The organism is Methylobacterium currus (genome assembly GCF_003058325.1).
Lineage (GTDB): Bacteria > Pseudomonadota > Alphaproteobacteria > Rhizobiales > Beijerinckiaceae > Methylobacterium > Methylobacterium currus.
The window spans coordinates 5,840,925-5,858,994 of the sequence record NZ_CP028843.1; the positions used below are offsets into that span (position 1 = coordinate 5,840,925).

At 72.2% G+C, this 18,070-nt stretch carries 16 protein-coding genes; 9 read left to right on the forward strand and 7 right to left on the reverse strand.

What is annotated here, in order from left to right:
* Window positions 1–27: 27 nt before the first annotated feature.
* A complete protein-coding gene (miaA, locus tag DA075_RS26830) occupies window positions 28–927 on the reverse strand; it encodes a tRNA (adenosine(37)-N6)-dimethylallyltransferase MiaA (RefSeq protein ID WP_099955821.1) in 900 nt (299 codons plus the stop codon).
* 58 nt (window positions 928–985) lie between these two features.
* On the opposite strand from miaA, the gene serB reads away from it, so the two are divergent.
* The 6 genes from serB to dxs all read left to right on the forward strand — a co-directional run bounded on the left by serB (window position 986) and on the right by dxs (window position 6,219).
* Window positions 986–1,882: a phosphoserine phosphatase SerB gene (gene serB, locus DA075_RS26835; protein ID WP_099955822.1), complete on the forward strand. Its 897-nt coding sequence runs from the start codon at window positions 986–988 to the stop codon at window positions 1,880–1,882.
* Between the two features lie 36 nt (window positions 1,883–1,918).
* Window positions 1,919–2,581 (forward strand): DNA-3-methyladenine glycosylase I, encoded by a 663-nt coding sequence (locus DA075_RS26840; protein WP_099955823.1) that lies wholly within the window; start codon window positions 1,919–1,921, stop codon window positions 2,579–2,581.
* 26 nt (window positions 2,582–2,607) lie between these two features.
* The gene (locus tag DA075_RS26845) at window positions 2,608–3,192 is read left to right on the forward strand and encodes a YfbR-like 5'-deoxynucleotidase (protein WP_099956831.1); all 585 of its coding nucleotides are present in this window, start codon (window positions 2,608–2,610) and stop codon (window positions 3,190–3,192) included.
* A gap of 37 nt (window positions 3,193–3,229) precedes the next feature.
* Window positions 3,230–3,742 (forward strand): tyrosine phosphatase family protein, encoded by a 513-nt coding sequence (locus DA075_RS26850; RefSeq protein ID WP_099955824.1) that lies wholly within the window; start codon window positions 3,230–3,232, stop codon window positions 3,740–3,742.
* Window positions 3,743–3,873: 131 nt separating this feature from the next.
* Complete coding sequence (locus DA075_RS26855) at window positions 3,874–4,164, forward strand: exodeoxyribonuclease VII small subunit (protein ID WP_099955825.1); 291 nt, start codon at window positions 3,874–3,876, stop codon at window positions 4,162–4,164.
* A 60-nt stretch (window positions 4,165–4,224) separates the two neighbouring features.
* Window positions 4,225–6,219, forward strand: coding sequence for a 1-deoxy-D-xylulose-5-phosphate synthase (dxs, locus tag DA075_RS26860; protein ID WP_174800125.1), 1,995 nt, complete (start codon window positions 4,225–4,227; stop codon window positions 6,217–6,219).
* A 37-nt stretch (window positions 6,220–6,256) separates the two neighbouring features.
* On the opposite strand, the gene DA075_RS26865 is transcribed toward dxs, so the two are convergent.
* On the reverse strand, window positions 6,257–6,793 hold the full coding sequence (locus DA075_RS26865) for a superoxide dismutase family protein (RefSeq protein ID WP_099955827.1): 537 nt from the start codon (window positions 6,791–6,793) through the stop codon (window positions 6,257–6,259).
* A 114-nt stretch (window positions 6,794–6,907) separates the two neighbouring features.
* On the opposite strand from DA075_RS26865, the gene DA075_RS26870 reads away from it, so the two are divergent.
* Both DA075_RS26870 and DA075_RS26875 read left to right on the forward strand, forming a co-directional pair.
* The gene (locus DA075_RS26870; protein WP_099955828.1) at window positions 6,908–7,651 is read left to right on the forward strand and encodes a TlyA family RNA methyltransferase; all 744 of its coding nucleotides are present in this window, start codon (window positions 6,908–6,910) and stop codon (window positions 7,649–7,651) included.
* The gene (locus DA075_RS26875; RefSeq protein ID WP_099955829.1) at window positions 7,648–8,895 is read left to right on the forward strand and encodes a class I SAM-dependent RNA methyltransferase; all 1,248 of its coding nucleotides are present in this window, start codon (window positions 7,648–7,650) and stop codon (window positions 8,893–8,895) included. Before DA075_RS26870 ends, DA075_RS26875 begins: the two co-directional genes overlap by 4 nt.
* Window positions 8,896–8,899: 4 nt before the next feature.
* Here the strand turns inward: DA075_RS26875 and DA075_RS26880 are convergent, their stop codons facing one another.
* Genes DA075_RS26880 through zwf form a run of 3 tightly spaced genes read right to left on the reverse strand, consistent with a single transcriptional unit; the run spans window position 8,900 to window position 15,072 of the window.
* Window positions 8,900–11,611, reverse strand: coding sequence for an MGH1-like glycoside hydrolase domain-containing protein (locus tag DA075_RS26880; RefSeq protein WP_099956832.1), 2,712 nt, complete (start codon window positions 11,609–11,611; stop codon window positions 8,900–8,902).
* A gap of 20 nt (window positions 11,612–11,631) precedes the next feature.
* The gene (locus DA075_RS26885; protein ID WP_099955830.1) at window positions 11,632–13,548 is read right to left on the reverse strand and encodes an amylo-alpha-1,6-glucosidase; all 1,917 of its coding nucleotides are present in this window, start codon (window positions 13,546–13,548) and stop codon (window positions 11,632–11,634) included.
* Between the two features lie 3 nt (window positions 13,549–13,551).
* Window positions 13,552–15,072: a glucose-6-phosphate dehydrogenase gene (gene zwf, locus DA075_RS26890; RefSeq protein WP_099955831.1), complete on the reverse strand. Its 1,521-nt coding sequence runs from the start codon at window positions 15,070–15,072 to the stop codon at window positions 13,552–13,554.
* 182 nt (window positions 15,073–15,254) lie between these two features.
* Between zwf and DA075_RS26895 the strand changes: the two genes are divergently transcribed.
* Window positions 15,255–16,172: a 2-dehydropantoate 2-reductase gene (locus DA075_RS26895; protein WP_210207002.1), complete on the forward strand. Its 918-nt coding sequence runs from the start codon at window positions 15,255–15,257 to the stop codon at window positions 16,170–16,172.
* 67 nt (window positions 16,173–16,239) lie between these two features.
* On the opposite strand, the gene DA075_RS26900 is transcribed toward DA075_RS26895, so the two are convergent.
* Together DA075_RS26900 and fahA are read right to left on the reverse strand one after the other, a co-directional pair.
* A complete protein-coding gene (locus DA075_RS26900) occupies window positions 16,240–16,566 on the reverse strand; it encodes a Rieske (2Fe-2S) protein (RefSeq protein ID WP_099955832.1) in 327 nt (108 codons plus the stop codon).
* Window positions 16,567–16,576: 10 nt separating this feature from the next.
* Entirely contained in the window at window positions 16,577–17,902 is a 1,326-nt protein-coding gene (gene fahA, locus DA075_RS26905; RefSeq protein ID WP_244936365.1) for a fumarylacetoacetase, read from the reverse strand.
* Window positions 17,903–18,070: the final 168 nt, after the last annotated feature.

Here is an 18,070-nt window from a genome sequence, read left to right on the forward strand (position 1 = left end):
CAGCCCGTCCAGAGCCCCGGTCCCCACTCACGCCATTGCCGCTTCCGGAGTCAGCCACGCCCAGTCCGATCCCGCCTGGTGCCGGAACCACGTCACCTGCCGCTTGGCATAGCGCCGCGTATCCGCCTGCCCGCGGGCCACTGCCTCGTCGTAGGAGAGGTTTCCCCGCAGATACGCGATCAGCCCCGGCACGCCGTGGGCGCGCATCACCGGCAGCATCGGGTCGAGCCCGCGGGCGGCCAGGGCCTGCACCTCGTCGAGAGCGCCGGCCGCCATCATGGCGAGGAAACGGGCGTCGATCCGGGCCCGTAACCCCTCACGATCCGGGGTGAGGAACAGCTTGCGGCAGGGTAGGCCGGTGAGCGGCCCCGGCCGGCGGGCGGCCTGGAAGGCGGCGATCGGCTGGCCCGTGGCGGCCAGCACTTCCAGCGCCCGCAGCACCCGCAAGCGGTCGTTGGGATCGAGACGGGCGGCGCCGTCCGGGTCCTTGAGGGCGAGGGCGGCGTGGAGCTCGGGCGTGTCGCGCCCCTCGGCGCCGGCGCGCACAGCGGCGCGGACTTCGTCCGGCACCGGCGGGATCTCCGAGAGGCCCTCGGTCAGGCCCATGAAGTAGAGGCCGGTGCCTCCGACGACGATCGGCAGCCGGCCCGCTTCCCAGGCCTCCGCCAAGGCGCGGCCGGCCTCCGCCAGGTAATGGCCGACGGAGAAGTTCACCGCGCCGTCGACCGTGCCGTAGAGGCGGTGGGGCGCCAGCAGTTCCTCCTCGGGCGACGGCCGCGCGGTGAGGCGATGCAGGTCGCGATAGACCTGCATCGAATCGGCGTTGATCACCGCGCCGCCGTGCCGGCGGGCCAGGGCCAGCGCCAGGGCCGACTTGCCCGAGGCGGTCGGCCCTGCGATGAGGATCGCCCGAACCCGCCCGTCCATGTCTGCCCCTCATCAACGCGCGGACGGGACATCGCCCCGCCAAGCTCGAGTCCGTCCGATGACCCTGGTCGCCACCCTGATAGCAAACCCGGAGCGCCCCGCCATCACCGACGCGGTGCTGGCCGAGGCCCGGCGGGTGCTGGCGACCGAGCACCAGCCGCGCATCCTGCACGGCGAGGTCGCGGCCGAGATCCTGGTCGAGGGCGCGCCTGCCGCCGCCGCGGCGCTCGCCGAGCGCCTGCGCACGGCGCTCGCAGGCGAGCCGATCGACGTGGCCGTGCAGGTCTCAGGGCCGCACCGGCGCAAGCGGCTCTTCCTCGCCGACATGGATTCCACCATGATCGGCCAGGAATGCATCGACGAGCTCGCCGACCAGGTCGGCCTCAAGGCCCATGTGGCGGCGATCACCGAGCGGGCGATGCGGGGCGAGATCGCCTTCGAGCCGGCCCTGCGCGAGCGCGTCGCCCTGTTGAAGGGCTTAGCCCTCGGCGCCATCGACGAGGTGATCGCCTCGCGCATCACCCTGACGCCGGGCGGGCGCACGCTGGTGCGCACGCTCAAGGCGCACGGCGCCTACACGGCTCTGGTGTCCGGCGGCTTCACCCTGTTCACCGGGCCGGTGGCGGCGCAGATCGGGTTCGACGAGCACCGCTCGAACCGCCTGGAGACCGCGGGCGAGACGCTGGCCGGCACCGTCGCCGAGCCGATCGTCGGGCGCGACGCCAAGCGCGCGGCGCTGATCGAGCTGCGCGGCCGCCTCGGTCTCGACCCGGCCGAGACCCTGGCGGTCGGCGACGGCGCCAACGACCTGGCGATGCTGGAGGAGGCGGGCCTCGGGGTCGCGTTCCGGGCCAAGCCCGCGGTCGCCGCCGCCGCGCAGGCCCGCATCGATCACGGCGACCTCACGGGGCTCCTCTACCTGCAGGGCTTCGCGGCGGCCGAGTTCACCGAATAGGTTGCGTTCCGGGCAGCCCCCGCTACACGAGGCCGGATGTCGACCGGCCTGATTCCGCATCCCGACGGCTGCCCGCGCTGCTGGTGGCCGGGCACCGATCCGCTCTACGTCGCCTATCACGACACCGAGTGGGGCGTGCCGGAGCACGACGACCGCGCCCTCTACGAGAAGCTGATCCTCGACGGGTTCCAGGCTGGCCTGTCCTGGATCACCATCCTGCGCCGGCGCGACGGTTTCCGGAGTGCCTTTGCGGGCTTCGACCCCGAGGCGATCGCGCGGTTCGGACCTGGAGAGGTCGAGGCGCTGATGCAGGATACCGGCATCATCCGCAACCGCGCCAAGATCGAGGCGACGATCCGCAGCGCGCGGGCCTATCTGGCGATCCAGGAGCGCGGCCCCGGCTTCTCGGCCTTCCTGTGGGATTTCGTCGACGGGCGCCCGCTCCAGCCGCGACCTGCGACCCGCGCCGACATCCCGACCGAGAGCCCGGCCTCGCGGGCGCTGTCGAAGGCCCTCAAGGCGCAAGGCTTCGGCTTCTGCGGCCCGACCATCGTCTATGCCTTCATGCAGGCGGTCGGCATGATCAACGACCACCTCGTCGGCTGCTGCCGCCACGCCGCTTGCGCCGCCCTGCCGGGGCCTTGCACGTCTCTGCGAGGGCCCGGCGGTCCTGGGACATCGCCTGAGGATCTCGCGTGACCCGCCAGCCGCGGGCGTGGCAGCGGATGCTGTCGGGACGGCGCCTCGACCTCCTCGATCCCTCGCCCCTCGACGTCGAGATCGCCGACATCGCCCACGGTCTCGCCCGGGTGGCGCGCTGGAACGGCCAGACCGCCGGCCCGCACGTCTTCTCGGTGGCCCAGCACGCACTCCTCGTCGAGGCGATCGGCGGCGCCTTCGAACCCGGCCTCACGGCAGCCGGGCGGCTGGAACTGCTCCTGCACGACGCGCCCGAATACGTGATCGGCGACATCATCTCGCCCTTCAAGGCGGCGATCGGCCATTCCTACAAGGCGGTGGAGACCCGGCTGCTCGCGGCAATCCGCCTGCGCTTCGGCCTCACCCCTGCGCCCACGGCCGCGATGCAGCGCCTGATCAAGCGGGCCGACCGCTTGAGCGCCTATCTGGAGGCGACGCGGCTCGCCGGCTTCTCGCAGACGGAAGCGGTGCGGGTCTTCGGCCGGCCCGACCGCCTCGACACCCCCCTCGATTCTCTGCTCGACCCCTGGCCGACCGCCGAGGCGCAAGGGGCGTTCCTCGCCCGTTTCCACGACTTGGCCGAGGCCTTGCACGCCATCCCCGTGCCTTGAGCCTCCCGTATCTCGAGCCGAAGGATTTTTCGCCGCCATGCCGACCCTGCACGTCTGCGCCCTGTCCCGCCTGCCCGAGACCGTGGCGACGACGGGCGCGCGCCACGTGGTGACGCTGATCAATGTCGGCACGCCGGTGACGCGGCCCGCTTCCATCGCCGAAGCCGACCATCTGTTCGTCGGCATCAGCGATATCACCGACGCGCTTGACGGCCACGTGCTGCCGGACGAGGCGCATGTGCGGCGGCTGCTCGATTTCGTGCGCGCCTGGCCGCGGGAGCAGCCCCTGGTGATCCACTGCTATGCCGGCATCAGCCGCTCGACGGCCGCCGCCTTCATCACCGCCTGCGCCCTGCGGCCGGACCGCGACGAGGCCGAGATCGCCCGCGAGCTTCGCCAGGCCTCGCCGTCCGCGACGCCGAACCGGCGCCTGGTCGCGGTGGCGGACGCGCTGCTGGAGCGGGATGGGCGCATGATCTCGGCCGTTGCGGCGATCGGCCGCGGCGCGGACGCCTTCGAAGGCGAGCCCTTCAGCGTCACCATCGACTGATTCCACTGTGGCCGAAACGCAGCCCTGGCGCGCAAACGGGCATAGACGTGGCCCTGCGGCACCGCCGAAGGGTTGTTTCGCGCCATCTCACTCGCCATAACCCGTCGCTCATCATGGGAGCATCTTAGCGCATGTCCGCAGCCCGGTCCGATGCCAGCCGCGCGGCCGTCTCCGCACCCGCCGGCCCGGCCGGAACCGCGGATCTGCCGTTCGAGAAGGCCCTCGAGGAACTCGAGGGCATCGTCCAGCGCCTGGAACAGGGCAACGTGCCGCTCGACGAATCCGTCGCGATCTACGAGCGCGGCGAGGCCCTCAAGCGTCACTGCGAGACGCTGCTGCAGCGCGCCGAGGCGCGCATCCAGCGCATCACTCTCGGGGCGGACGGACGCGCCGCCGGGACGGCGCCGCTCGATGTCGCCTGATCGCTCCCAAACCTCCCGCCCCGGCTTCCGGCGGCGGGGTCTCCCCTTCCGGACGTGAGGATGGCTCCGGTGTCACCGCTCAATCTTCCCCTCCTCGACCGCGTCCGCGAGCCGGCGGATCTCCGCCAGCTGCCCGAGAGCGACCTCGCCCAGCTCGCCGCCGAGCTGCGCGCCGAGACCATCGACGCCGTCTCGGTCACCGGCGGCCATCTCGGCGCGGGCCTCGGCGTCGTCGAGCTCACCGTCGCCCTGCACTACGTCTTCAACACCCCGGACGACCGCCTGATCTGGGATGTCGGCCACCAGGCCTATCCCCACAAGATCCTCACGGGCCGCCGCGACCGCATCCGCACCCTGCGCCAGGGTGGCGGCCTCTCGGGCTTCACCAAGCGCGCCGAGAGCCCCTACGATCCCTTCGGCGCGGCCCATTCCTCCACCTCCATCTCCGCCGGCCTCGGCATGGCCATCGGCCGCGACCTGAGCGACGCCGCCGCGAAGGCGCGCGGCGAGACGCCCCCGCGCCGCAACGTCGTGGCGGTGATCGGCGACGGCTCGATCTCGGCCGGCATGGCCTACGAGGCGATGAACAATGCCGGCGCGCTGAAGTCGCGCCTCATCGTCATCCTCAACGACAACGACATGTCGATCGCGCCCCCCGTCGGCGCCATGTCGTCCTATCTCGCCCGGCTGGTCTCGGGCGACACCTACCGGTCGCTGCGCGACACCGCCAAGCAGTTCGGCCGCCTGTTGCCGAAGGCGATCTACGACACCGCGGCGCGTGCGGAAGAGTATGCCCGCGGCATCCTGGCCGGCGGCGGCACGATGTTCGAGGAGCTCGGCTTCCACTATGTCGGGCCGATCGACGGCCACAACCTCGACCACCTGCTCCCCGTCCTCAAGAACGTGCGCGACGCGCCGGACGGCCCGGTGCTGGTCCACGTCGTCACGCAGAAGGGCAAGGGCTACGCCCCCGCAGAGGCCGCCGCCGATCGCGGCCACGCGGTGGTGAAGTTCGACGTCATCTCGGGCAAGCAGACCAAGGCCAAGCCGAACGCCCCGGCCTATACCCGCGTGTTCGGCGAGAGCCTGATCAAGGCGGCCAATGTCGACGACAAGGTGGTGGCGATCACCGCCGCGATGCCGTCGGGCACGGGCGTGGACCTGTTCGCCAAGGTGCATCCGGACCGGACCTTCGACGTCGGCATCGCCGAGCAGCACGCGGTGACCTTCGCGGGCGGGCTGGCGACGGAAGGGTTCCGGCCGTTCTGCGCGATCTACTCGACGTTCCTGCAGCGCGGCTACGACCAGCTGGTGCACGACGTGGCGTTGCAGAACCTTCCCGTGCGCTTCGCCCTCGACCGGGCCGGGCTGGTGGGGGCCGACGGGGCGACGCATGCGGGCGCCTTCGACCTCGCCTATCTGTGCTGCCTGCCGAACATGACGGTGATGGCGGCCTCCGACGAGGCCGAGCTGGTGCACATGGTGGCGACGGCGCATGCGCATGATTCGGGTCCGATCGCGTTCCGCTACCCGCGGGGCGAGGGCGTGGGCGTCGAGCTGCCGGAGACGGGCGAGGTGCTGCCGATCGGCAAGGGTCGGGTGATCCGGCATCCGGAGGGGGCGCGGGTGGCTTTGCTCAGCCTCGGCACGCGGCTTTCGGAGGCGCTGAAGGCGGCGGAGCGGCTCGAGGCGTCGGGCATCGGGGTGACGGTGGCGGATGCGCGGTTCGCCAAGCCTCTGGACGAGGCGCTGATCCTGGACCTGGCGGCGAGCCACGAGGTGCTGGTGACGCTGGAAGAGGGGTCGGTGGGCGGCTTCGGGGCGATGGTGCTGCACCTGCTGTCGTCGCGCGGCGCGCTCGACGAGGGCAGGGTGCGGGTGCGGACGCTGACGCTGCCGGACGCCTACCAGGAGCATGACACGCCGGAGCGGATGTACGCGGAAGCGGGGCTCGACGCGCCGTCGATCGTCAAGGTCGTCGAGGCGACCCTGCCGGCCCGCGAGGAGCCCAAGGCCGCCAGCAACGTGGTCAGCGTCGCCCGGCGCCAGCGCTGAGCCTGGGCCGCGTCCGCCGGACGCGGCCCGATCTCCGTTACTTGATGACCGCGCAGGCGATGCGGGCGCCCGCATTGCCGATCGGCTGGGTGGCGTGGTCGTCCTCGTTGGCGTGGATGATCAGGGCCGAGCCGTCATTGTCCTTCAAGCCGCCCTCGCCGGTGAGCGGCGTGTCGCTCGACACCTCCGCATTCACCGAGCCGTCGGCATTGGCGTAGACGTTCGGCAGATCGCCCTCGTCGGGTCCCTCCGGGTTCAGGAGGCCGTGCTTGGCGTTGTCGTGATTGACGTGCGCCTTCGACTCCTGGAACTTGTCGGTATCGGCGCAGCTGCCGACCGCGTGGAAGTGGATGCCGTGCCAGCCGGGCGGCAGGCCGCCGGCCTGGATCGTCAGCCGCATCACCAGGGTGTTGGCGCCGTCCCGGAGCGCGATCTTGCCGATTGTCTCGCCCTTGTTGTTGACGATCGGCGCGTCGTAGGTCGTCGGGGTGGCCTGATCCGCAGGCTTGTCCTGCGCGAGGGCCGGGGCTGCGAGGCCAAGGGCCAGGACGCTCGCGAGCGTGACGAGTCTCATGGAAAATTCTCCTCGTTGCCGCGGTGTAGCTAGGGCGCGCAACGGCCTCGGGGACAGGCCGGCGCGCATGCAACCGCGAGAGAAGCGGTCGTAACCGACCAAGGGTAGAGGGTGATGACGACGGGCGAGCGCCTGCGGGCCGACCGCCTCCTGGTGGAGGCGGGCCATTTCGAGAGCCGGGCGCGCGCCCAGGCCGCCATCGAGGCCGGGTTGGTAAGGGCGGACGGCGCTGTGGTGCGCCGGGCCTCCGACCTGATCGCCCGCGGTGCCGCCCTCGTCGCCGAGGCGCCGCACCCTTACGTCTCCCGCGGCGGGCTGAAGCTCGCCGCCGCCCTCGACGCCTTCGGCCTCGACCCGTCGGGCCGGGTCTGCCTCGATCTCGGCGCCTCGACCGGCGGCTTCACCGACGTGCTCTTGCGCCGCGGCGCGGCCTTCGTCCACGCCGTTGATGTCGGCCGTGGCCAACTCCATCCGAGCCTCGCCGGCGATCCCCGCGTCTCGGCTCTCGAGGCGACCGATGCCCGCTCCCTCACCCCATTCCCCGAGCCGCCCTCCCTCCTGGTGATCGACGTGAGCTTCATCTCCCTGCGGCTGGTCCTGCCGCCCGTGATTCCGCTCCTGGCCCCGGGCGCTGCGCTCGCGGCGTTGATCAAGCCGCAATTCGAGGCCGGGCGCGAGCATGTCGGCCGCGGCGGATTGGTGCGTGACGAGGCCGTGCGGGACGAGGTCTGCGCGCGGATCGGCGCGCTGGTGGCGTCCTTGGGCTTCACGATCCGCGGTCTGATCCCGTCGCCGGTCGAGGGCGGTGACGGCAACCGGGAATTCCTGATCGGCGCCGTGCGGGAGCTTGGGCGATGAGCGAGACACTGGACATCGCCCGCCTGGGCCTGCGCGGCGACGGGGTGACGGCGGACGGGGTCGTGGTGCCCGGCGCCCTGCCGGGCGAGACCGTGCGGGCGCAGGCCGAGGAGGGGACCCGCCCGCCCCGCGCCCGGCTCGACGCGGTGCTCAACCCATCGGCCGATCGGATCGAGCCGTTCTGCCCGTATTTCGGCACCTGCGGCGGCTGCGCGATCCAGCACCTTGCGCCTCCGCCTTACGCCGAGTGGAAGCGCGATCTCGTCGTCGGCGCGCTGGCGCGGGCGGGGATCGAGGCGCCGGTGGCGCCGCTCCTCGACGCGCATGGATCGGGGCGCCGCCGCATCACCCTGCACGTAAGGGCAGGCGAGGGCGGGCCTGTCGCCGGATTCATGGCGGCGCGCAGCCATGCCCTGGTGGCGATCGACCATTGCCCGATCACTGAAGCGGCCCTGCACCGCGCCCCGGAGGTCGCCCGCCGAGTGAGCCGGCCGCTCGGAGGCGGCGGCGGAAAGCCCCTCGACGTGCAGGTGACCGCGACCGCGGGCGGCCTCGACGTCGATATCCGCGGCCACGGGCCGGCCTCCGACCGGGTACGGCAGGCCCTTGTGCTGCTCGCGGGCGAACTCGACCTCGCCCGGCTCTCCCTCCACGGCGACGTCTTGATCGTGCGCCGCCCGCCGGAGATCCCGGCCGGCCGCTCCCGGCTGGTGCCGCCCGCGGGCGGCTTCCTCCAGGCGACGGCGGACGGCGAGGCGACCTTGGCCCGCCTCGTCGTCGAGGGCGTCGGCAAGGCGAAGCGCGTCGTCGACCTCTTCTCCGGCGCCGGCGCCTTCTCGCTGGCGCTGGCCGAGGCCCACACCGTCCACGCGGTCGAGGGCGAGGCTGCGGCGCTCACCGCCCTCGACCGCGCCTTTCGCGAGACGGCGGGCCTGCGTACCATCACGACCGAGCGCCGCGACCTGTTCAGGCGCCCGCTGCTGGCGCCGGAGCTCGACCGCTACGACGCCGCGGTATTCGACCCGCCCCGGGCCGGTGCCGAGGCGCAGAGCGCGAGGCTCGCCGAATCGAAGGTGCCGGTGGTGGTCGGCGTCTCCTGCGACGCCGGCAGCTTCGCGCGCGACGCCGCCCTGCTGGTGCGCGGCGGCTACCGGCTGGAGGCGGTCACCCCGGTCGACCAGTTCCGGCACTCGCCGCATGTCGAGATCGTCGGGGTGTTTCGCCGGCCGGGGAAGAAGCGCTGATCCGTCACGCTTCCGGCGCCGCCGGCACCTGCCCGCCGGCCACGGTTCGCCGTGGCTGGAGCAGCAGGGCCAGCAGCCCGGTCCACCCGGTCTGGTGCGCGGCTCCGAGGCCCGCCCCCGTATCACCATGGAAATACTCATGGAACGGGACGTGGTCGCGAAAGTGCGGATCGTCCTGGAACAGGGGATTGTCGCCGAGCACCGGCCGTCGGCCGTCGGGGCCGCGCAGCACCAGGCGGGTGAGGCGGGCGGACAGCTCGTCGGCGATCTCCGGCAGGGTGAGATAGGTCTTCGAGCCCGCCGGGCACTCGATCTTGAAGTCCGGCCCATAGAAGCGGCCGAACTCGGTCAGGGCCTCGACCAGCAGGAAATTGATCGGCAGCCAGATCGGGCCGCGCCAGTTCGAGTTGCCGCCGAACACCGCGGTGGTCGATTCCGCCGGCTCGTAATCGACCGCGAAGGTCTGGCCGTCCCAGGGGAAGCGGAACGGCGCCGCCGCGTGCGCCTTCGAGACCGAGCGCACGCCGTGGGGAGACAGGAACTCGGTCTCGTCGAGCATGCGGCGCAGCAACGCCTTCATGCGATGGCGCCGCAGCAGCGAGAGCAGAACCCGGTTGCCGCGGCCCGGCTCCTCCCAGCGCGAGACCTGGGCGGCGAGGTCGGGGCGGTGGGCGAGGATCCAGCGGGCGCGGCGGGCGAAATCGGGGAAGCGCTCGGAAAAGTCCTCGTCCAGCACCTCGACGGCGCAGAGCGGGATCAGCCCGACCAGCGAGCGCACCCGCAGCGGCACCTGGCGGCCGTCGGGCAGGCTCAGCACGTCGTAGTAGAACTCGTCCGCCTCGTCCCACAATCCGGAACTGTCACCCCCGACATGGGTCATCGCCTCGGCGATGGTCAGGAAATGCTCGAAGAACTTGGTGGCGATGTCCTCGTAGACCGGGTCCTCGATCGCCAGTTCGAGGGCGATGCGCATCAGGTTGAGGCTGTACATCGCCATCCAGGCGGTGCCGTCGGCTTGGTCCAGGGTGCCGCCGGTGGGAAGTTTCGCCGAGCGGTCGAAGATGCCGATATTGTCGAGGCCGAGGAAGCCGCCCTGGAAGACGTTGCGGTCGCCGGCATCCTTGCGGTTCACCCACCAGGTGAAGTTCAGCATCAGCTTGTGGAAGACGCGCTCGAGGAAGGCGCGGTCGGGCTTGCCCGTCATCGCCTGATCCATGCGGTAGACGCGCAGGGCCGCCCAGGCATGGACCGGCGGGTTCACGTCGCCGAAGGCCCATTCGTAGGCCGGGAGTTGCCCGTTCGGGTGCATGTACCATTCGCGGGTGAGCAGGATCAGCTGGCCCTTGGCAAAGGCCGGATCGATCAGCGCGAAGGTCACGCAGTGGAAGGCGAGGTCCCAGGCCGCGTACCAGGGATATTCCCACTTGTCCGGCATCGAGACGATGTCGGCATTGTTGAGATGCGTCCAGTCGCTGTCGCGGCCGTGACGGCGCTCGTCCGGCGGGGCCGGCTGGGCCGGGTCGCCGGAAAGCCAGCGCCGAACGTCGAAATGGTAGAATTGCTTCGACCACAGCATCCCGGCCAGTGCCTGGCGCTGCACCAGGCGGGCATCCGGATCGCTCACGTCGCGCTGGAGCGCGCCATAGAATTCATCGGCCTCGGCGAGGCGCCGCGCCATCACGGCGTCGAAGGCGGCTGGATCGCGGTCATCCGGGCTCGCGGCGGGACTCAGGCGGAAGCGCAGCACCGCGACGCCGCCCGCCGGCACGGCCACCTGCGTCCAGGCGGCGCATTTGGTGCCCTCGGCGAGCGGGTTCACCGCCTCGCGCCGGCCCTCGACCACGCGGTCGTTGATCGCGTCCTTCGGGTGGGCGGGGCCGGATGTGCCGAAGAGGCGCCTTGCGTTGGTCTCGTTCTCGCAGAACAGGAACTCGGCCGGTTGCAGGGCCGAGAAGCGCATCGGCGGCAGGCTCTTGCGCGTCGCCGCGACGGCGCCGGCCTCGGTCAGGCGCAGGAGCGGCTTCTCGGGCTCCCAAGGTTCTCCTTGCCAAGTCTCCCGTCCCCACGACCACGTGTTGCGCGACCAGAGCTGCGGCAGGACATGGAGATCCGCCGGTTCCGGGCCCCGGTTGACGACCGTGACCCGCATCAGCACGTCGTCGGGCGCGGCCTTGGCGTATTCCACCGTCACGTCGTGGTAGCGCCCGCCGTCGAACACGCCGGTCTCGGCGATCTCGTATTCGGGACGGTTTCGTCCCTTGCGGCGGCCGTTCTCGGCGACGAGGTCGGCATAGGGAAAGGCCGCGTGCGGGTACTTGTAGAGCATCCGCATGTACGAATGCGTCGGGGTGGCGTCGAGATACCACCACAGCTCCTTGACGTCCTCGCCATGGTTGCCCTCGCCGTTGGTAAGGCCGAACATCCGCTCCTTCAGGATCGGGTCGCGGCCGTTCCACAGAGCGAGGCCCAGGCACCAGCGCTGGCGGTCGTCGCTGAAACCCGCGATGCCGTCCTCGCCCCAGCGATAGGCGCGGGAGCGGGCATGGTCGTGGGGCAGGTAATCCCAGGCGGTGCCGCCCGGGCTGTAATCCTCCCGCACCGTGCCCCATTGCCGCTCGCTCAGGTAAGGCCCCCAGCGGTGCCAGCCCTCCGCCGCGACGGCTGAGAGGCGGCGGCCTTCCTCGGTGTCGGTGAGACAGGGGGCGGGATCGGGCATCGCGGGATCCTCCAGGGACATCACACCGGATCGAGGTCGAGCATCCGCCGCACGCGGATCAACTCGCCCAGGGACCAGGCCTGGAACGGGCAGCCGCCGGGGCGATGCGGCGGGTCGCCGTCGGCGACCTCCGAGACATGGCCGAGGCCGGCCTGCTCCAGATGGACCTGGAACGGCGGCAGGAAACGCGCCCGCGCCTCGGCCTTCGCCGCTTGCGTGCGGCCGCGCACCCCGAGCCAGGCATCGACGAAGGGACCGATCAGCCAGGGCCAGACCGTGCCCTGGTGGTAGGCGCCGTCGCGCTCCGCTGGCCCGCCCGCATAGGTGCCGCGATAATCCGGGTCGGCGGGATCGAGGGAGCGCAGGCCGAGAGGCGTGAGGAGCCGCGCCTCGACCACGTCGACCACCGCGCGCGCGGCAGCGCCGTCGAGGAGCGGATGGGGCAGGCCGCCGACCGCCAGGATCTGGTTCGGCCGCAAGCGGGCATCCACCGCCCCCGCGACGTGGTCGGCATCGATCACGTCGTGGAGAGCGCCCGAGGGCGAGACGAAGCGCATGAAACCCGCGGAGGCGCGCCGCTCCAGGTCGCGCCAGCGCGAGGCCCTGTCGGGCCAGCGCGCGATGCCGATCCTGAGCGCGTTGATCCACAGGGCCTGGACCTCGACCGGCTTGCCGATCCGCGGCGTGATCACCCGGTCGCCGACCTTTGCGTCCATCCAGGTGAGCTGCACCCCGGGCACGCCGGCCCGCAGCAGCCCGTCGGCATCGGCGGCGATCCCGTAGCGCGTGCCGGCGGCGTAGCCGTCGAGGATCGCCGCGCAGGCCTCGGCGAGGCGGGCCGCCTCCGTCTCCGGCACCGGCCGCCCGGCGGCGTCGTGGGCGGCGAGGGCATCGTGGACCGCCACCACGTACCAGAGCGAGGCATCGACGGCGTTGTAGTCCGGCGCCTGGCCCCGGTCGGGGAAGCGGTTCGGCATCATGCCCTCGCTCACCGCGCCGGCCCAGGCGAGCAGGATCGCGCGGGCCTGCGCCAGGGCGCCGGTGGCGACGAGGAGGCCGCGGAGCGCGATGAAGGTGTCGCGGCCCCAATCGGTGAACCACGGGAACCCCGCCACCAGGGTGCGCCCGCCCGGCCGGTCGACCAGGTAGGCGCCCGCTGCCAGCGCCAGGGGCGACAGCGCCTCCCGGCGCGCCCGCTCGGACGCCATCACGCGCTCGGCGTGTGCTGCCGCCCGGATTCCGAGCCCGTCGCCGCTGCGCAGGATCATCACGGCCGGGGCAGACGCGAGGTCGAAGGTGAAGGATCCGGGGCTCGCCAGGTCCTCGGTGGCGTCGAGGCCGCGGTCCCGCTCCGCGGCATAGAGGAAGTTCCGGTACCATACGGGCGCGTGCGCGTAGGCGCCGTTGGTGAGCGCCGCGATCGCCGGCAGGTCGGGATAGGGGCGCCAGCCGACATTGCCGCCCTGCACGGTCGCCGCGAAGGCGAAGGCCGGGTTCTCGTGGTGAAGGGCGTGGTAGTCGCGCCCCGACAGGAGCGGGCGCAATGTGAGCGCACAGGGGCCGTCGCCGGTAAGGCGCTGCCAGCGCAGCAGCGTCTCGCAGGAATCGGGCTCGACCAGCACCTCGTGCAGGATCGTGGTGCCGTCCGGCAGCCCAAAGGTCCAGCGCGGCCAGGGCCGAGGCGAGAAATCGGTGACGCGCCGCCAGCCGTCCGGGTGGATCACGTCCGGGGCGTAACGTTGGGTCGAGAGCGGGACGTTTTCGCCCGCGGTCGCGACCTCGGCCTCGAACCCGTTGACCAGCACCACCCGCCCGGTCGGCGGGGTCGTCGCGGTGAGCAGCAGGGCGTGGTAGCGCCGCGTGCGCGGGCCCGCGACCGGGCCGGAGGCGAAGCCCCCGAGCCCGTCGGCTTCCAGCCACTCGCGCGCGTCGTCCACCGCCTAATCGCGATCGAGCGGGAGCCAGCGCCGGCCGTCGCGGGCGAGCAAGTCGTCGGCCGCCTCCGGCCCGGCACTGCCGGATTCGTAGGATTCCGGCTCGCCGCCCGCTCCCCAGGCCTTCACCAGCGGATCCACCACGGCCCAGGAGGCCTCGATGTTGTCGGCGCGCTGGAACAGGGTGGCATCGCCGCACAGGCAATCGTAGATCAGGGTCTCGTAGCCGACATTCGGCTCCTGCGCGAAGAAATCCCCCTCGCGGAAGGTCGAGCGCACGGCGCCGAGCCGCATCGACGGGCCCGGCACCTTGGCGTTGAACTCGGTGGTCATGCCCTGGACCGGATCGACCATGATCCGCAGGATGTTGGGGGCGACCTCGTCGACCGGGGTGTCGCGAAAGAGCCGGTAGGGCGCGGGCTTGAAGTGGACCGCGATCTCGGTGCGCCGCCCGGTCATCCGCTTGCCGGTGCGGAGATAGAACGGCACCCCGCCCCAGCGCCAGTTGTCGATGGTGAGCTTCAGGGCCGCGTAGGTCTCGGTGCGGCTGTCCTCGGCCACGTGCGGCTCGTCGCGGTAGGCCGGCACGGCACGCCCCTGCACGGTGCCGGCCCGGTACTGGCCGCGCACCGCGTCCTCCGGCTGGACCGGGCGCACGGCCTGGACGAGCTTCGCCTTCTCGGTCCGCACCGCCTCGGCGTCGAAGGAGACCGGCGGCTCCATCGCGGTCATGCACAGGAGCTGGAACAGGTGGTTGGGCACCATGTCGCGCAGCGCCCCGGTCGGCTCGTAGAAGGCGCCGCGCTCCTCGACGCCGATGGTCTCGGCGGCGGTGACCTGGACATGGTCGACGAAGTCCCGGCGCCAGATCGGCTCGAACATCCCGTTGGCGAAGCGGATCGCCATGATGCTCTGCACCGTCTCCTTTCCTAGGAAATGGTCGATCCGGTAGAGCTGCGATTCGTCGGCGACTGCGAGGATCCGCCGGTTCAGCGCCTGCGCCGAGGCGAGGTCGCTGCCGAAGGGCTTCTCGATCACGACCCGGCGAAATCCGTCGTCGGATTGCTTCAGCAGCCCGGCCTGGCCCAGATGCTCGACGATCGGCGCGAAGAAGCGTGCCGCCACCGCGAGGTAGAACACCGCGTTGCCGGGAATCCTGTCCCCGATCTGCCGGTAGGTCTCGGGCGCCAGGAAGTCGCCCTTGAGGTAGTGCAGCCGGTCGCGCACGAAGCCCCACGCCGTCGGGTCGATGTGCTTGGCGTGGAACTCCGCCGTCTCGTCCTTGGTGAAGGACTCCATCGTATCGGAGAGGTTTTGTCGCCAGGTCTCGTCGGTGGCGTCGCTGTGGTCGACGCCCCAGATCGTCGTCGTGCCGTCGAGGAGGTGGCTGCCCGCGAGGTTGTAGAGCGCCGGCATCAGGAGGCGCTTGGTCAGGTCGCCGCCGGCGCCGAAGATCACGATGGTGCAGGGCGGGGCCGGCCTGCTGCCGGAGGCGGCATGCCCCTCCACCGGGACGTGAGACGTCATGGGGACCTCCTGGCCTTTGGCGCGACGGCGCTGAAGCTAGATCCCGCAGCGCAGCAGGCAAGGGCGGGCGGCAAGCGAGGATGCGCGGGGGATGCAGGCCATCTCCGCCGCCGCGCGGCCTTCCCGGAGATCCCTGTCCGGCCTAAGGTCCCGGCCGACGAACAGCGAGAGCGAGCGGGACGATGGCGGACGGCACCAGGCAGGCGGGCAGCGTCGCCGTGATCGGGAGCGGCGGGATCGGCGGCTACCTGGCGGGGGCGCTGGAGCGGGTGGGGCGTGCGGTCACGCTCTGCGTCCGCACGCCGTTCGATCGCCTCGTCGTCACCGACGCCGCGGGCGAGCGCGAAGTGCCGGTCCGGATCGTCGCCGATCCGGGCGCGGTGACCGCCGCCGACTGGGTGCTGGTGACCACCAAGGCCCAGGACACCGCGAGCGCGGAGCCGTGGTTCCGCCGCCTCGTCGGGCCCGGGACGCGCGTCGTGGTGGTGCAGAACGGCGTCGGCCAGGCGGAGCGGGCCCGGCCGCACCTGCCGGCGGACATCACGGTGCTGCCGGCGATCATCTACTGCTCGGTCGAGCGCACGGCGCCGGGCCGCATCACCCATCACGGCAGCACGAAGATGAGCGTGCCGGCCGGCCCGGACGGGACCGCCTTCGCGGAGCTGTTTGCCGGCACGCCGTTCGAGGTCGCGCAGGAGGCGGATTTCGTCACGGTCGCCTGGCGCAAGCTCCTCAGCAACGCGGTGGCCAACCCGATCACCGCGCTCACCCTGCGCCGCGTCGCGGTCTTCAACGAGCCGGCGATCCAGGACCTCGCCCGCGGGCTGATGGACGAGGTGATCCGGGTCGCCAATGCGGAGGGCGCGCGGCTGACCGGGGAGGACGCGATCCGCATCCTCGACGGCTATCGGCGCATGACCGGCGACGGCGGCAGCTCGATGCTCTACGACCGCCTCGCCGGCCGTCCCCTGGAACATGCCCACATCACCGGCGCCGTCGTGGCGGCCGCCGAGCGCCACGGGATCGACGTGCCGCTGAACCGGGCGATCCTGGCGCTCGTGGGCGCAGCGAGCGGGCAGGGGCTGGCGGGGGACCGCTAGCGTTCGGCGCCCCCACCGAACTCATCTCCGTGCCGCATTCCAGGAGCGGATTGCTCGGCGTGTGCGGTCACCGCCGAGCGCCGTCCGGCCTGATCTCGACCCACACCCGGGTCCCCTCGACCCGGACCGGATAGGTCGCGAGGTCGCGGCAGACCGGCCCGCCCTGCGCCCGGCCCGTGGCGATCTCGAACAGGCCGTAATGCGCCGGGCACTCGATATAGCCCTCCACCACCTCGCCTCCGGCCAGGGACACGCCCGCATGGGTGCAATGTGCCTGCGTGGCGTAGACTGCGCCGTCGACGCGGTAGAGCGCGAGGGCCACGCCGCCGGCCTCGCGGGCCAGCACCGGGCGGTCCTCGAACTCCGTGAGGTCGGCGACCGCATGCCAGGTCACGGATGTTCCCTCATGATGCGGGCAGCACGACCGCCCGGCAGGCGCCGAAGCCGATCGGGGCGAAGCCCTCGCGCCGGCCGCGCGCCGTCAGGATCACCTCATCGCCGTCCTCGAGGAAGCGGCGCTCCTCGCCGCTCGCCAGACGGATCGGCACCTTGCCGCCCTGGCTGGTCTCGAGCAGGCTGCCGCAGGATTCCAGGTCCGGGCCCGACAGCGTGCCGGTGCCGAGGAGGTCGCCCGGGCGAAGGTTGCAGCCGCCGCTGGTGTGGTGGGCGATCATCTGCGCCACCGTCCAGTACATGTGCCGGGCGTTGGAGCGCGCGACCCGGTGCGGGGGCAACCCGGCTGCGCGGGAGGCCGCGGTCGAGAGCAGGATCTCCAGCTCGAGGTCGAGGGCGCCGGTGGCCTGGTCGGCCTCGTCGAGGAGGTAGGGCAGGGGGGCGGGATCGCCCCCGGGCCGCGTCGCCTGCGGGATGCGGAATGGCGCCAGCGCCTCGGGCGTGACGATCCAGGGCGAGACCGTGGTGGCGAAGCTCTTGGCCAGGAACGGCCCGAGGGGCTGGGATTCCCAGCCCTGGACGTCGCGGGCCGACCAGTCGTTGAGCAGGCAGAACCCCGCCACCTGCCCGGCCGCCTCGCTCACCGGCACCGGCGTGCCGAGGTCGTTGCCGGGCCCGATCCACACGCCGAGCTCCAGCTCGTAATCGAGCCGGCGCGACGGGCCGAAGACCGGGGCGTCGCGATGCGGCGGCTTCGCCTGGCCGCGTGGCCGGCGCACCGGGGTCCCGGAGGGCCGGATCGACGAGGCGCGGCCATGATAGCCGACCGGCACGTGCGTGTAGTTCGGCAGAAGCGGCTGGTCGGGCCGGAGCCGGCGGCCGGTCTCGCGGGCGTGGTGGATGCCGACGAAGAAGTCGGTGTAGTCGCCGATCCGCGCCGGCAGGTGCATCGTGCAGGACATGGCCGCGTGAAGGAGCGGCGGCAGCCGGTCCCGGTCCGGGCTCTCCGCCCGCAGGAGGGCGACGAGCTGGTGGCGCAGGGCCCGGCGCGGGCCGGCGCCGAGGGCGAGCAGACCGCTGAGGTCGCCGGGCTCGGCCATGGCCACCGCCCGCGCCGCCTCGCCGGTGAGGAGGCCGGCTTCCCGCGCGGCCGCGAGGTCGAGGACCTGATCGCCGATCGCGACGCCGGCCCGCCTCACCCCGCCTTCGGGCGAGAACACCCCGAGCGGCAGGTTCTGGATCGGGAAGTCCGGGTGTCCGTCGGCCCCCGGCACGGAGCAGCGGGCGGTGGGGTCGTGGGTATGGTCGAGATCGGTGCGGGTCGAGGTCTGCATCATCAAGCCTCGATGGCGCGCCGCGCGGTGCAAGGCGGACCGGCGATTGGCTCGGCCCGGAGTCCGTCGGGGCATGGCTGGGGCGGGTCGCGGCCGATACCCGACAGATCACCCGGCGCGCGTCCGGAGCCGGTGGCGGCGGGCCGAAACCCGGACGGCGCCCGACCGTTC

Excerpts from the sequence above, each read along its gene's own strand:
- miaA (WP_099955821.1), bottom strand. The coding sequence starts at position 927 with ATGGACGGGCGGGTTCGGGCGATCCTCATCGCAGGGCCGACCGCCTCG.
- serB (WP_099955822.1), top strand. The coding sequence starts at position 986 with ATGACCCTGGTCGCCACCCTGATAGCAAACCCGGAGCGCCCCGCCATC.
- DA075_RS26840 (WP_099955823.1), top strand. The coding sequence starts at position 1,919 with ATGTCGACCGGCCTGATTCCGCATCCCGACGGCTGCCCGCGCTGCTGG.
- DA075_RS26845 (WP_099956831.1), top strand. The coding sequence starts at position 2,608 with ATGCTGTCGGGACGGCGCCTCGACCTCCTCGATCCCTCGCCCCTCGAC.
- DA075_RS26850 (WP_099955824.1), top strand. The coding sequence starts at position 3,230 with ATGCCGACCCTGCACGTCTGCGCCCTGTCCCGCCTGCCCGAGACCGTG.
- DA075_RS26855 (WP_099955825.1), top strand. The coding sequence starts at position 3,874 with ATGTCCGCAGCCCGGTCCGATGCCAGCCGCGCGGCCGTCTCCGCACCC.
- dxs (WP_174800125.1), top strand. The coding sequence starts at position 4,225 with ATGGCTCCGGTGTCACCGCTCAATCTTCCCCTCCTCGACCGCGTCCGC.
- DA075_RS26865 (WP_099955827.1), bottom strand. The coding sequence starts at position 6,793 with ATGAGACTCGTCACGCTCGCGAGCGTCCTGGCCCTTGGCCTCGCAGCC.
- DA075_RS26870 (WP_099955828.1), top strand. The coding sequence starts at position 6,908 with ATGACGACGGGCGAGCGCCTGCGGGCCGACCGCCTCCTGGTGGAGGCG.
- DA075_RS26875 (WP_099955829.1), top strand. The coding sequence starts at position 7,648 with ATGAGCGAGACACTGGACATCGCCCGCCTGGGCCTGCGCGGCGACGGG.
- DA075_RS26880 (WP_099956832.1), bottom strand. The coding sequence starts at position 11,611 with ATGCCCGATCCCGCCCCCTGTCTCACCGACACCGAGGAAGGCCGCCGC.
- zwf (WP_099955831.1), bottom strand. The coding sequence starts at position 15,072 with ATGACGTCTCACGTCCCGGTGGAGGGGCATGCCGCCTCCGGCAGCAGG.
- DA075_RS26895 (WP_210207002.1), top strand. The coding sequence starts at position 15,255 with ATGGCGGACGGCACCAGGCAGGCGGGCAGCGTCGCCGTGATCGGGAGC.
- fahA (WP_244936365.1), bottom strand. The coding sequence starts at position 17,902 with ATGATGCAGACCTCGACCCGCACCGATCTCGACCATACCCACGACCCC.